Genomic DNA, 14,442 nt, shown 5'->3' with positions numbered 1-14,442 from the left:
TTCGTTACCCCAGGCATAGGTTGAGTGGTCGTTGGTGTCGCCACCATTGGCATTGAAGGAGTAAGTCGCACTCAGGCTCTCACCCACTTCCAGCTTGCCTGCCATCCGCAGGTTGCTGACCTTCGGCTTGGCAACAGGATCTATTGCAGTCAAGGTTTTCAGCGTCAGATGCACATTGCCAGACGCTTGCTCTGCTGCGCCCTTTGCATGAAAACTCAATACTTCAGGTACAGAAGGTTGGTCCGGATCACGTGGAGTAACCTTTAGCTTGTTGACCCATACCGGATCAGCATTGCGCGCACCACCTCGGAATTCCCCTTCCAGTTGTTCGACGTCATAACCTGCGAGCTGATCGAACACTACTTCACGGGCCTCTACGATGACCGAGGAGGACGCATCAGTTTTCAGCTGGCGTGCCAGGACAAACTCAATCAGAGTACCTTGGTCTTCTATCAAGACCTCAGCATGAGGTGAGTCAATGGAGTCAGCTTCATGACCTTCAGAGATAACGATCAGACGCTTGGTCAGCATCTCCGGGTTAACTCGAACCATCACAGAGATCGGTGAGGATTGGTAGGTACGACCTCGCTCGTCTGTCACCGTCAGGAATAGAGTGAATTCTCTGTCGGTCAGAACATCTGGTGGCAAAACTGGCAATGTCAGGGTTGGCGCCTGAGTGTTGGCGTTTGACAGAGCCCCCTGCAGTAAAGGTTCAGGTGATGACCAGAGCCAGGAGACAATATTACCCTTGGAGATATTCACAATCGGATTGAGCTGAACCAGCTCACCACTCATGCCGGCGATCGCAGCATGCTCAACAGTGACCGCCCGATCTTTTTCTTTATATTCAAGGACAATATTGTTGTTGCGTTCGACCAGGTCGTGGCGCATGCCTTGTAATTGGCGAGAAAGGGCAACATTGGCCGGATTCAACATCTCATCAAGGGAGGCGCCCAGCTTCCACTCCAGACCAACGTTGATCTGGGTATCGCTTTGGTTCCCTTTGGCCTCGCGGTGATCTACGCCAACCTTCAGGAGCGGCACGGGCTGCCACTCAAGGCCCACAGTCCCAGCATAGGGATTGCGTTCAAGCTGCTTGCTACCGACAAGATCAACTTCATCACCAAAATATTGCTCAACCTTGGCAGATATCCCCAACTGAGGATATTTGGGGAGATAGTATTTGGCGTTGAGATCAAACCCTCGGGCAGCGCGCTCAAGGTATTCATCAAAATCAGGCGAATCTTTCCAATTGCTCAACGGTGTATAGACGTTGGCGGAAAGCTTCAGATGATCTGCCCACGCCTCGGCACCCAAACCCAAGCGGGAGTGATGGCGCAAAATGTCGTAGTCCAGGAAGGCATTGTAGCCAAGCATCCACTCCTCAAAGAAGTGGCGCTGGCCCACACCAAGGTTGACAATAGTGCGATCTGTTGTGTCGTCATGACGGCCACCCGCCTGAACAAACAGCAAGCGCTCCGGTGTATCCAGCAGAGGAGCAAGTACATCAGCAGAATACTTTCTCAGGCGGAAATCATCGTCAAACGCCAGTTCGACTTCGGCAGTACCAAACCCTCCAAGCAGATTCTTGACCCGTTGATTAGCCTCGGCCTGAAAAGCCGATTGCACTTGTTGTTTGAGATAGTCCGCTTCCTGCTGGGCGAATGAAGGGGAATCACTCCCGTTCTGCTTGTTGGCACCATATCGGGTATCGCCATTCTTCAGCCCTTTGAAACGCAGATCCTGATCATCATTCTGACCATAGGTCTGCCCCAGACGGCTTGCCTGACCAGCAATAAATGCCTCAGTCTGATTTGTGTTGGCGTGTTCCGGTTTTAAGTTATTCAGTGCTGGCAATACATGCGACTGTTCAGCTGGAACATAAATGATCTGACCTACCTTAATCAGCTCGCTATTGATCGGTGTAGGTGCTCGCTTGTTCAACTCAAGCAAACCGTCAACAGTAAGGCCATGACGCAAAGCAATTGCATAAAGGGTATCGCCTGCCACAACGGAATAGGGCAGAAGTTGTACATCTCTTTTCAGTGCAGTGCTCGCAGCCGCAATCGGACTGACTATGCCTGTCGATGTATAAAGTGACAACAATACCCACGCCGCAACTTTTTTTATGCGACAAGAGGGTTTATTTAATTTACTCATACAATTTTACACCTATTTAACATTGTTTAGCACCGCGGCCTTTTTCAATCAAGCCAGTCTCCGATAAATGTTGAGATTAAATCCCTATTACTTTTCCTTTAACAACACCCGATACCCGTTAAATACGCACAATCAAACCTTGGCATTTTTACATGCCAATAATAAAAAACGTTGATAGCGCTATCTGTTGGCGTAAATGACTATTTCAACACCCTCGATAGTCACTTTTTTATTCTCATGCTTAAATCGATATCCATTATTTGTTAAACGCTGAATGTCTTGTTCCCGACCGACACCACGTAATATATGCCTTAGATTGTGCACTTTGACCGCCAGTGCATTACCACTGACAGGCCGTCCAGGCCATACCTTTTGCATTAATTCTTCATTTGAAATGGCAGAGCCGGGAGTTTCAATTAATGCGCCCAAAAGCAAGCATTCCCTTTTCCCCACCACTACTTTTTTTCAAGCAGACCGTGTTTACAGGTAAAGAATGAAATACCTGAATTCATACACACCACCAGCTTGTGGTACTTTGGCGCCAACCCTTTGGTAGGCATCCATGACTTGGCAGATGAACTCATTCATTTCCTCCTTCGACACCTTTCGCCCATCAAAGCCTCATAAAAAGCAAGCTTCAGTTATCAAGCCTTATCAATTTCAGCTGCTCTAATGCGACATAGAATACAAAGATAAAAAATGTAAGTCATGAAATCAGCCATGCCACCAAAAGCCAACCAAAGAACAAAAAAGTGATATGCAACATACACTTACAGGTGAGAGGAGAAAAAAAAGGGTGATTTAATTATGAAAAAGTCATTTCACACAAGTGAGGTGCTGCCTTTTTTAATCACAATGCACATAACTTGTGAAAGCATCTATTTATGCCATTTCGATTCTGCTAGCAGCCCTCAAGGTAAGAAGCCCCCGGGGCGATGAAATAGACATAAAAAAAGCTCCGTAGTATCGGAGCTTAAAGTGCCAACAGTCGGATTCGGCACAAAACACAGAGAGGAACAATAATCCACCCTAATAATAAAAACCTATAACAATAACCAGCACATCAACTAGATGTGCTTAGCAAGTACAACAAAATACCGAAAAGCAATCATTTAAAAGCATGATTTAATTGTGATTTAAAAAGTTCCATATCAACAAAAATGATAAATGTCAGCACCCATTGATAAAATAATTACTCCTTCACTTGGACTTCCTGTGTTCCAGATACACGAATTTCTACACGTCGATCGGGCACTAAACACATAATAAGCTCTGCTCTTGGTTGAATGCCTGCACACTTATTACCCGTCACAGGAGCCGCATCAGCGTGCCCTTCAATGGCTACCTTGGTGGCGACAATACCTTTGCCAATCAAAAAATCTGCGACCGTACGAGCACGCGCTTCAGAAAGCACCAGATTGCGTTCTTTGGAACCGATTTGATCTGTGTAACCGACTACCATGGCTTGGCCATCTTTGGGTTGAAAATCGCGGATTTGCTGATACAAGGAGTTCAGTGCCGCCACTCCCTCCGGTTTAAGGTGATACTTGCCGAGATCGAAAAGGACATCCGAGCTTAGCGTGAAATATTTTTCAACCACCTCTGTGGCTGGAGTCGATACCTCTTTCACGACTGGAGTCTATGTGGGAACAGGCTTGATATCACGTCCACGAAACGGATGGTATATTGCCTCCAGCGTTGCCACACTCTGATTGGCGTTATATTGAGCAGCACCAACGCCCCCACCTACATAGATATCGTTGCTCGCCTGAGCAGCAACGCTCGCAAGAGCCAGTGCAACCCATACACTCTTTAGTCTAAAACTCATCGTGTAACCTCATCGATGCTAGTGATAGCCATTATTGGCCTTAGATATGAATCCTTGTCAGCCTGTGCTTTCTGATACTCATCACCAGCACTACACCGCCAATAACCGTTGCTAGCCCTGGTAAAGATTTACTCCACCAGACTGGCGACTATTCAGAATCACAATCTGCGTGAAATAGGATGCGATTAATCAGACCCAAATTCATGATGAGGTTATGAATTTGCTCAACACATTAAACACGATACGGCTACTTAAAAGCGCCCTCCATAACCTTATTTGCGCACGATTAAAAGTACACACACATGAGCAATTCGTGATTTTTGAATACTTGACCTCTATCACACTCAAAAATGAGTGGTACATCCACCGGCACGGCCAACCTGCTACCTGGAGGCGAACGGGCACCTCTCTCGTGGGACCTGCCAACACCATCAAGGTGAAAGTCTATGACGCCCAAACGGGCCCCACCAACTGATTAGATTTTTAGTCAAAGGATTGTAATCGATTACATTTGTTGCAGCCATTTCCTGGATGTCATCTGTGTTCTGCACATATGAATGTTATTGCCATGCGTCACAGGTGATCTTCTTGCAGGCACGCTATGCCTCACGAGTTGCGAACTTTCATCCTGGCCTCCCCCCTACAAAACCTGACCTCGTCCAGAGCTTAGATACTCAGCATTATCAATGTACATCAGGCATTCCATCGTCAGGTTATCCATCATGCCCTAGCTTGAACGCTTGGCAGCCAGCCGAGAAGAAACGCCTCATTCGAATCACCAGATGGTCAAAAAACAGCTGGTTTGACCAATTTTTGTGAGTTGAGTTGTGCTATTGACATTTTTTAGTCGCACGAGTGAAACCGATTACACTACTGTCGACCAAATCACATTAATCAATCATTGCTTTGATTAAGCTGCGCGAAATCAATCAGTGATTAATGTTTGCTTACAGGCTGGGGAAGCGTAATGGAAAAAATCTGCAAGATAAGTGGTCGACGTACCGATTTGCTAGTCAACCTTGAGCAAGGTGCCGAAGTTATCTATTGGGGCAACAAACTGACCGAGCCTTATGCTAGTTGCAGCCCAGCACTAGACCGCCCTGTTCCTTTCGGCCGCCTTGATTGTGATGTGCCATTGACATTATTCCCCGATGCAGGGAGCGGAGTCTTCAGTGCTCCAGCCCTAGAAGGACACCGCGCAGGTAAAGACTGGTCACCGGTCTTTACCATACGTGAGTTACAGCAAGAGGATCATGCCCTGCGCATCATCAGCCATGATCACGTCGCCTGCCTAACGTTGCTCACGGAGTTGAGAATCGATCAGACCTCTGACGTGGTTTCCATGAGGCACACGTTGTGCAACGACAGCCAAGACGCCTTCACGGTAAATCGACTGGCAACGACTCTGCCGTTGCCAATGCGTGCCAGTGAGTGCTTATCATTTTATGGCCGATGGGTTAATGAGTTCCAACAACACCGCCACACTCTAGAGCATGGTGGCTACCAGCAAGAAAACCGTCGTGGCCGTACATCACACGAGCATTACCCTGCAATCATCACTGGTACAAAAGGTTTTGGTGAACAGCATGGTGAAGTATGGGGGGTCCATTTGGCCTGGAGTGGTAACCATCGAATGCGGGTGGATGTTAAAGCTGATGGCCGGCGCTTCTTACAAGCTGAGGCTCTTTATCATCCAGGCGAAATCTCTCTGGCTCACAATGAGTGCATCAGTACCCCTTGGCTCTATGCGACCTATAGCTCTAATGGGCTAAATGACATGAGCCAGCAGTTTCATCAATTTGTTCGAGAGCACATTCTTACCTTCCCGGAACGTCGCAATAATCAGACCCTCCGCCCGGTCCACCTTAATACTTGGGAAGGCATTTACTTTGATCATGACCCAGATTACATCATGCGTATGGCCAGCGAAGCAGCCAAGATGGGAATTGAGCGCTTTATTATCGATGACGGCTGGTTTAAGGGGCGTAATAACGACAAAGCTGCACTGGGTGACTGGTACCTTGATGAGGAAAAATACCCCGCAGGATTAGAGCCGGTGATCCAACATGTCAAGTCACAAGGCATGGAGTTTGGTCTCTGGGTTGAGCCCGAGATGATCAGTAAAGACTCAGATCTTTTTCGCCTGCATCCTGACTGGCTGATGGAGCTCGATGGTTATCACCAACCTACCGGTCGCAATCAATATCTTCTTGATTTGCAGAATCCTGACGCTTTTGCCTACTTACTAGAACGTCTAGATAACCTACTGAGTCGATATGATATTGCTTATCTCAAGTGGGATATGAACCGCGAGACCGTCCAACCAGCGCACCATGGTCAGGCTTGCCAAACACGCCAGGTACATAATGTCTATCGGCTAATGGATGAGCTCAAAACCAGACACCCACATATCGAGATTGAGTCATGTGCTGCCGGTGGTGGCCGTATCGATTATGAGATCCTTAAGCGAGTGCAACGTTTCTGGCCATCTGATAACAATGACGCACTCAAACGCCAGGAGATTCAGCGCGGGTTTAGCTATTTTTATCCACCTGAAGTGATGGGCTCTCATATTGGCGCTCGGCATTGCCATGCAACTCGCAGAGTGTCTGATATCGACTTCCGAGGGATCACTGCGTTGTTTGGCCATATGGGGATCGAACTCGATCCGGTAAAAGAGTCTGATCAAGAGAAGGCTGGCTTTGCCAAATACATTGCCTTACACAAGCAATATAGACCCCTTCTTCATAGTGGGATCACCTACCGGATAGAGAGTGATGATCCGCAAGCACAGAAAATTCACGCTGTTGTAGCCCAAGATGCCAGACAGGCATTACTGATGGTCGCTCAAACGGAGATGCCTACCTATGCTCATAGCGGCATTTTACGGATACCTGGATTGACCAAACAAACACGCTATCGCGTCAATATTATTGCGCAACCAGATAATTTTCATAATGGCTTGGTTAATCAACAGCCAGCGTGGACTGTTGATGGCATCGTGTTAAGTGGTGAATGGTTGAGTCAGGTTGGTCTGGCAATGCCAGTTCTTGATCCAACCACCGCTATCTTGATCGATGTATCTGCCTTATAAGACGATAGTTTAATTGTAAATATTCACAAATAGACATTAAGCATAGTGAGGCGACCATTTAATTATGGTCGCTATCAATAGCATTTTTATTATTAATAAGCGAGGCTGATGTAGCACTTCAGTTTTGAACCTTATTTATAAAAAATTGAGGGACATCCCTCGATCTTAATAATGAAAATCACGTATGACACACACAATAAGGATAGAAATGTTATGAGTATAAGCAATGGAGCCAAACTCTCCTACGGTATAGGAGCTCTTGGTAAAGATTTGGCATGTTCGATAATTTACATTTATTTAATGTATTACTATACAGATGTAGTTGGTCTTGAAGCTGCATTTGTAGGTACTTTATTTTTAGTCGCCCGAATTTGGGATACGTTTAACGATCCCATCATGGGGATGATTGTTGATAATACTCGTAGCCGCTATGGTAAATTCAGACCATGGATCGTTATTGGCACCCTAATTAACTCAGTAGTGATGGTGGCTGTATTCTTCACTCATGAGTTTGAAGGGACTGCACTTTACATCTATACAGCTATCAGTTATATCCTCTGGGGAATGACATATACTATTATGGATATTCCCTACTGGTCATTAATTCCAGCTTTAACCAGTAATAAAAAAGAACGAGAGCAGATTGTGGTAATCCCCCGTCTGTTCGCGAGCTTTGCTTGGTTTGTAATGGGAGCCTTTGGCATGAAGGCTATTGATATATTGGGTGATGGTGATAGTGGAGCCGGATTCGCCAAGGTGTCTATGATTATCGCTGTGCTATTTATTTTGAGTGCTTTGCTGACCGCATGGAAAGTAAAAGAAGATAGCGCTATTGCGACCACAGTATCTGAGAAGATTAATTTCAAGGATGTTAAAGCGATCATCTTCCAAAATGACCAACTCAAGGCACTGATTGGTATTGTTTTGTGTTTTAACTTAGCGATGCAGTTAGCCGGTAGCTTTGCTATCTACTATTTCACCTATGCGATGGGTGATAAAGATATGTTCGCAGTCTTCATGGGATTTGCGGGCTCTGCCGAGATCATGGGGTTGGTGCTTTTTCCACTGATCGTTAGCAAGCTATCTCGCCCTATGATCTGGCGCCTGGCTTGCATTTTCCCACTCATGAGTTATGTCATCTTGCTGCTTGCTGGCAACTTTATGCCAGAGAACACTCTACTGATCGGAATTGCAGGAGCCGCAATGAAGTTTGGCTCAGGTTTTGCCTTGGCGATGTCAACTTTGATGCTGGCCGATGTGGTTGATTACGGTGAATACAAGATGGGCATGCGCAGTGAAAGTGTCGTCTTCTCGGTGCAAACCATGCTGGTGAAAGCTGCAAGTGCATTTGCAGGCTTCCTAACAGGTATTGGCTTAACAATAGTTGGCTACGTGCCAAATACTGTGCAAAGCGAAAGCACAGTACTTGGAATGCAGGTCTTGATGCTAGGTATTCCGAGTCTGTTAATTTGTATGAGCTATCTAATTTATAAATCACGTTACAAGCTCAATGGTAAGTTTCATGATGAGGTACTGGCGGCACTGGGTCGAGCGTAAAAATATTGGCGAACGGCTTGTAAGTGATAAGTGCGTTCGTCATTTAACGTCTCGGTGACTGTCGCACTATTATCACATCCGAAGGACTATATTTTCTAGGTGTAATCACTTATGCCTTGTATTTTCCTGCGCGTTAGAATGCAAAACCAATTTAATTAAACAAATAAGGGAAAACATGAAAATTAAAAAATCAAACCTTTTCACTTTGTTCGTATTAACCATGCTACCTTTGTCTTCTCAGGCTGCTTTTGAAAATTTCAGCACTATGGGGTATGCCAAATGGGGCAATATCAGCACTAATAATGATGAGCGTAATGGAGGGAAAGGAGAGCTAGATACTGTATTACGTGCTCAAGAGGGATATGGCAACTATCGTCTTGGCAATGAGATGAACTGGTGGGAGTTAGGTTTCAAGGCTGACTTGTGGCGACAAGATGAAGCTTATTTCGACTTTACATATTATATTGGCAGTGGAGACAAGTGGGGGGATGTTGGTACGCTACAGGTTTGGTCTTCTGCCCATAATATCTTACCAAGTTTGCCGGGTGCAGTAGTCTGGGCTGGTGAACGCTTTTATCAGCGTCATGAAGTTCATATGATCGATGTCAAGTATTGGGATGTTTCTAATAAGGGTTTCGGTATTGAAAGCATTGACCTTAACGGTGCTAAACTTCATCTCGCCTATTTTACCCCGGAGAGTAATTATACTGCGTTTAGTGAGAGCGGAGATTATCATGATGAAAGCCGGTCGTTACATCACTTTGATGTTCGCCTATCCGACATAAATGTAGGGGAAGATGCAAATATAACTCTCGGCTTGAACTATGTATTCTCCCAAAATGATAATTTTGGGCAGTTTGATAACAATGGCTATACACGCCAAAATATCACTGATAGCGGTGCAATGTTGAGTATGCTATACCAGCAGAAATGGGCACTAGGTAGTAATACGCTTGCTATACAGTATGGTATCGATGGCTTGGCTGGCGGTTTGATGAGTGCTGAGGGTGCATCAGCTGTAAAATATGCGATTGGAGTTGATCATGATGGCAGTAGTTTTCGTGTTATAAACCATGGAGATCTCTTCCTTAATGACAACTGGGGTGCCCTTTACTCGGCTGCATATCAAAATCTAGATTTAGATAATGACTATGGTAGTGAGTGGTTTAGTGCGGGTATACGGCCACAATACAGCTGGAATGACGTTACAGCAACAGCTCTTGAAGTCGGCTATGAACGAGTTAAGGCACAAAATGGTGCTGGTGTGAACAGCTTCTCTAAGGTCACGCTGGCACAGATGTTCCAAGCTGGTCGCTCGGTCTGGGCACGGCCGACCCTCCGCCTATTTGCTACCTATGCCGAGCTGGATAATGAATGGAGTCGCCAAGGCGATGTATATGGTAAGCCTGTCACTTTAAGTAGTGGTAACGCTGGTAGTGAAAGCGAAGCGACATTCGGCTTTAATGTAGAGGTATGGTGGTAATAGATTACCCAGATCACTGCTAGAATCAGATGCAAAAAATTATAAGGTAAGCTCAGACTCTTAATTTAAGTCTGTCACAAATATTTTAGTCTCAACCTTTGGGGCTCATGAGTAAGGGAGGCATTTAGCCTCCCTCTTTTTATTGCATACAGTCAGGGCGGTTTGACGGTAAGGCTATTCAGTTTGTTTGTCGCGCTCAAATACACCATCACTGCTCCTACCTAACCGTTGTATTTTCGCAGACTGATTTTCACCCAGTAACTGCTTGAACAGATACATGGCCGTCTCTGCCAGCGAGCGACGGTGATACCCCGATATCTTCTTCCAGTGCGCCAGCCCCTCCTTGCACATCAGCAGCACCGCCTCATTTCTCAGATGCCCCTTTTCCCATTACCTCGCGCTCTTCGAGGCAGGATACAGGCCGTAACCCTTTGTGTTCTATTAGTTGATTGCAGGCTTTGCAGTCATCCGCATTAATACGTCCCAGCATGCAAAGCAGTGGAGTGAGTAAGGTTGGCAGCACCTCGGCATCATAGACATTCTCCAATGACACTTCTGCTGCCACTATATCGTGGGTTGCCGTGTCCACCGCTAAAGAAAACTTACACCACACTCGGCGCTTTTCCGCACTGCGTTTCCTGACTTCCCACTCGCCTTCATCAAACACCTTCAGGCCCGCCAAGTCCATAACCAGGTGATGATGACCGCCCCCCTTTTTGAGGACTGCCGATAGGCCACTACCACTGTGCATGCTAATCTGACGCCGCTGGATTCGGGGACACAAAGCGGTAGGTTTCTCAACTTGAACAGAGAACCGAGTAGTCTCTGAGTCGCCTACAGAGTGAGTTTGAAAATCCCCATGAGAATCATGATCTGGCCAGCGTAAAGCTGGCTACAGCCCCGTCACCATGATGGTTGTAGTGAAACCAGTTGCTCATGGCCTCGGCATAAACCCAGAAGGTTGAGTGAGCCACGGTTAATCAAGGACTTGTTGTATTGAGGCTTGTTAGTGATGGGGTGAAACGATGTGCCCATGATGCAGTCTTGAAGAGAATGCTGATGATCAGGTCACAAAGCCCTCATTCGGATCCATTTTAACTGGATCAATTTGGACAATAACGCCATTATTTACCAGTAATACATCATAAAAAAGGCCTCGATATAACGAGGCCAAGTGAGCGTTGATATACAGCTTAAACTGAACGTTGTTGAACATACTAGAGCCGCTCAAGGCAACATTAGAACACTATCAGCCATGCCTACTCAATAGCCGCACGCATATATCCACCATTTATTTATTTTATTAAACAAAAATATTTTACTTCTTCAAGATCTCATACCTGAAATCGAAAGATAGTACTTGTCTCAACCTATATATGCATATTGCATTTCTTGCACATCACATCAACCATTATGTTTAATCACGAAAGTTAACGTAGATAAACACTCTCCATAATTACCGAGCAGCAACCTCAATTGACAGTAATGTCAGTATTAGTGAGACTTCATCACACAGTCCAACACCGAAACAAAAACCAATATTTTCAAGTAGTTATATCACCTCAGCCTATGGCTAAAAAATAATCGTTAACTTTTACTACCATTAAACGTAGAGAATTGTAAAATCATCCAACTTCGGTGATACTTTATTATGAATAGGGTTGTTATAGGAAAAAAATGCTACGATTTAACATTGTATCGGGTGACTTAACCTGGAATGACGAAAAAAAAGCAAGACTCAACCGAAGTGAGAGTCTTATTTTCGCATATCTACTCAAAAATGTTAATAACTTTTCAAGCAAGGATGACCTTCTCTCTGCCGGATGGCCAGGCAAGTTCATTTCTCCAAACTCTCTTGCTGTCGCGATAAAAAACATCCGACAAGCTTTATCAAATGCGGCACCAGATTTTAGTATTGAAACTGTTCACCGCAGAGGATACATATTACATGGTAATGCTATAGGTTTTAAAATTATTGATAATTTAGCCTTTGAAAGTCAGAGTGCCTCACAGGATGAACAGGACGAATGTCATCCTTCAACTTTGGATTCTTTGGAAAAAAATGATGATGACTTATCTATCGAGGAAAAACAAAAGGCAACCTTGTTAACGGCCAATCATTTACCTGTAACAAGGAAGCTTTATATAAGAGCCAAAGGTCTTTTATTTTTCGTTTACATTATCCTCATACTCTATTTTTCATTTGTATTTTTCACATACACGGGGGATTTATATTGCTATCAATTAAATTCTTCAACTCGAGCATGTGGTGTATTTTATCTAAATGAAAAACAGCAAAACTCATTGAAACATCTCTTAAAAGATGAAAAAGGTGATTTTTTTTATGGACATGAAAATTATTCACACGACCTTAAAATATATAAAAGTAATTAGCATAGTTATGTTTAGTTTCTATGCCCTCACTCCATTTATTAATGGCCTCGGCTGTGACTTCAAAACAGAAGCTCGCTATGACCAAATCACATATCTTAATTCATGCAAATTTGGTCAAGTTAAATCCCTTGGATGGAATAAGAAAACCGGCGAGAAAATATACTACAGTGGAATACTCGCAAAAAAAAATAATGACATTATATTCTTCGTTTTGGAATCTAAAGAGTTAAGCAAACCAACACTTTTAAATGAAAATGACATGGTAAATATCAGCATTTCTGACGCTTCAATTTTTTCGGCAAAACAAATTCATACAAAGGAATATGACTTAGTCATGGTCAGAAATCCCTCATTTTTTATTTACAAGGCAAATACTGTTGGTAAACTAGGGTTCTGGTGATATTTATGGCTATGTCCCAATTACGTGTTGCATGGGGTACCCCAGTGCCTCATGCAAACACGCTTTGATATTCACACTCTCCCCGTAACGCTCCAGCATCCTTCGCCAACCCAGGTAGTTCTTCAGGTAGTGCGTCGCAACACCATGGAAACGTACCATCCACTCTTTCAACCGATGGTGATACCCGTTCACGTGCTGAATGTGATACGCGCCAGCCACTCGCTCACCCTGACGATTACGCACCACTTGATGCGTCACGCCCTGCACTTTGCTGAAGCTGGCATACACACCCGCGCCATCGCTACACAGCACAGCATCCTTGGAAACAAGGGGCTTCAACACCGCGATGACCGTCTCAGCATTCATTTGCTCCAGCTGGAAATCCGCATGGTGGCCAGCACGGTCTTGCACCACCATCACCGGGATGTAATCCGGCCCGGTTCCCCGGGTTCGTCCTTTACCACCACGATGCCGCGGCGGACGCGGCAGTCCCCGTTGCCCCTTGAACGATTCCAGGAAGAAGGTCTCATCCACCTCAACGATGCCCTCTTCCCGTGTGGCTTGATGGCCTGCCATGGCACGCAAGAAGCGGTGACGCCAGAGGAAGGCAGTGTTTTTGCTGACCCCGCAACGGATAGCTGCCTTACGGACAGTCAGTCCTTCGATGAGGGCTTGCGCGTACTCTTCCCAGCACTGGGCTTTACGTAATCTGGCCAAGGGTGTCTTGGTCAGCACGGTACTGGTGCGTTGACATTGTTTGCAGCGATAGCGGCGCAGTCCCCTGCTCCAGCCCCAGGGGGCGAGCTGAGCAGTATCGGCCTGACAATGAGGGCAACCGCCGCACGCAGGTAACTGGGTATTGAGCGAAGTAATGGCATGGGGAGCAGCAAGCTCCTGTTGGGCAACACGGCGCTGGCGCAGGGTTAACCGGGGAAAGAGGGATAAGAGGTGTTGAAAGGCTGGGGTATCCATGATGGTAGCCCTCAAGGTGATGGCCTACTTCAAGATTAGCCTCTCAACACGTAATTGGGACAGAGCCATATTTATACCGTTCTGATTACCACTTAATGAAGCACCCCAAATGGGTACTGTGCAGTGTCCACTTTTTTATTTTAATATCATTTCAAATTCATTATTCAACTTGCTGACGGGATGGCGTTTTTCTCCCCCCTAGCGTGAGTATTGTAGCCCTCTAAGTCTAGAGGCATCGACTCTACCGATTTATGACATTTTTTTCTATAACTAGGATCAGCCCATATCTTGAGGTTCGATGCAGACTATCCAGAGAGCGGTGCTCTACAGACGTAACTGGTTTTCATGTTTGGATAGCAAGTCGTTACACCATACATATCAGCCCACATCCGCACAGCGCGGGCTCCTGCGCTACCTGCAACAAGGCCTGGTGAGACAGTAATCGATGATAGCTTGTTTAATCTCAGGATCGACAAGCTTGGGATAAGCCTTTCTATTACTGGGCTGCTTGTCGAACAAAACCTCGACTCATAGATCAGACAGTTGTGACAGAA

At 45.5% G+C, this 14,442-nt stretch carries 8 protein-coding genes and 2 pseudogenes; 5 read left to right on the top strand and 5 right to left on the bottom strand.

The window, feature by feature from the left end; genetic code table 11:
- From LRL22_RS20205 to LRL22_RS20195, 3 genes and pseudogenes are all read right to left on the bottom strand, one after another.
- A partial coding sequence (locus tag LRL22_RS20205) for an inverse autotransporter beta domain-containing protein (protein ID WP_270906236.1) occupies positions 1 to 2,160 on the bottom strand: 2,160 nt, incomplete at its 3' end.
- A gap of 180 nt (positions 2,161 to 2,340) precedes the next feature.
- Positions 2,341 to 2,613, bottom strand: a complete 273-nt coding sequence (locus LRL22_RS20200; RefSeq protein ID WP_270906235.1) for a winged helix-turn-helix domain-containing protein — start codon at positions 2,611 to 2,613, stop codon at positions 2,341 to 2,343.
- A 739-nt stretch (positions 2,614 to 3,352) separates the two neighbouring features.
- Positions 3,353 to 3,883, bottom strand: a pseudogene (locus LRL22_RS20195) (OmpA family protein); the annotation flags it as partial.
- A gap of 1,072 nt (positions 3,884 to 4,955) precedes the next feature.
- Here LRL22_RS20195 and LRL22_RS20190 point away from each other — a divergent pair.
- From LRL22_RS20190 to LRL22_RS20180, 3 genes are all read left to right on the top strand, one after another.
- The gene (locus LRL22_RS20190) at positions 4,956 to 7,082 is read left to right on the top strand and encodes an alpha-galactosidase (RefSeq protein WP_270906234.1); all 2,127 of its coding nucleotides are present in this window, start codon (positions 4,956 to 4,958) and stop codon (positions 7,080 to 7,082) included.
- A 213-nt stretch (positions 7,083 to 7,295) separates the two neighbouring features.
- On the top strand, positions 7,296 to 8,639 hold the full coding sequence (gene melB / locus LRL22_RS20185) for a melibiose:sodium transporter MelB (RefSeq protein WP_270906233.1): 1,344 nt from the start codon (positions 7,296 to 7,298) through the stop codon (positions 8,637 to 8,639).
- Positions 8,640 to 8,814: 175 nt separating this feature from the next.
- Entirely contained in the window at positions 8,815 to 10,122 is a 1,308-nt protein-coding gene (locus tag LRL22_RS20180; protein WP_270906232.1) for a carbohydrate porin, read from the top strand.
- A 224-nt stretch (positions 10,123 to 10,346) separates the two neighbouring features.
- On the opposite strand, the pseudogene LRL22_RS20175 reads toward LRL22_RS20180, so the two are convergent.
- Positions 10,347 to 11,157 (bottom strand): annotated as a pseudogene (locus LRL22_RS20175) (IS5 family transposase); the annotation flags it as partial.
- A 642-nt stretch (positions 11,158 to 11,799) separates the two neighbouring features.
- Here LRL22_RS20175 and LRL22_RS20170 point away from each other — a divergent pair.
- On the top strand, positions 11,800 to 12,516 hold the full coding sequence (locus LRL22_RS20170) for a winged helix-turn-helix domain-containing protein (protein WP_270906231.1): 717 nt from the start codon (positions 11,800 to 11,802) through the stop codon (positions 12,514 to 12,516).
- Positions 12,467 to 12,916 (top strand): hypothetical protein, encoded by a 450-nt coding sequence (locus tag LRL22_RS20165; RefSeq protein ID WP_270906230.1) that lies wholly within the window; start codon positions 12,467 to 12,469, stop codon positions 12,914 to 12,916. Before LRL22_RS20170 ends, LRL22_RS20165 begins: the two co-directional genes overlap by 50 nt.
- Before the next feature lie 9 nt (positions 12,917 to 12,925).
- Here LRL22_RS20165 and LRL22_RS20160 read toward each other — a convergent pair whose 3' ends face one another.
- Positions 12,926 to 13,888: an IS1595 family transposase gene (locus LRL22_RS20160; RefSeq protein ID WP_270906229.1), complete on the bottom strand. Its 963-nt coding sequence runs from the start codon at positions 13,886 to 13,888 to the stop codon at positions 12,926 to 12,928.
- Positions 13,889 to 14,442: the final 554 nt, after the last annotated feature.

The sequence above is a fragment of the Aeromonas sp. PI_26 genome (assembly GCF_027854445.1).
Classification (GTDB): domain Bacteria; phylum Pseudomonadota; class Gammaproteobacteria; order Enterobacterales; family Aeromonadaceae; genus Aeromonas; species Aeromonas veronii.
The sequence above is the reverse complement of the archived record's forward strand: the minus strand, read 5'-3'. Positions and strand labels throughout refer to the sequence as shown.

Bases quoted from the DNA above. Each gene is read 5' to 3' on its own strand.
- LRL22_RS20180 (WP_270906232.1), top strand. From the start codon at position 8,815: ATGAAAATTAAAAAATCAAACCTTTTCACTTTGTTCGTATTAACCATG.
- LRL22_RS20170 (WP_270906231.1), top strand. From the start codon at position 11,800: ATGCTACGATTTAACATTGTATCGGGTGACTTAACCTGGAATGACGAA.
- LRL22_RS20160 (WP_270906229.1), bottom strand. From the start codon at position 13,888: ATGGATACCCCAGCCTTTCAACACCTCTTATCCCTCTTTCCCCGGTTA.
- LRL22_RS20190 (WP_270906234.1), top strand. From the start codon at position 4,956: ATGGAAAAAATCTGCAAGATAAGTGGTCGACGTACCGATTTGCTAGTC.
- LRL22_RS20165 (WP_270906230.1), top strand. From the start codon at position 12,467: ATGGACATGAAAATTATTCACACGACCTTAAAATATATAAAAGTAATT.
- melB (WP_270906233.1), top strand. From the start codon at position 7,296: ATGAGTATAAGCAATGGAGCCAAACTCTCCTACGGTATAGGAGCTCTT.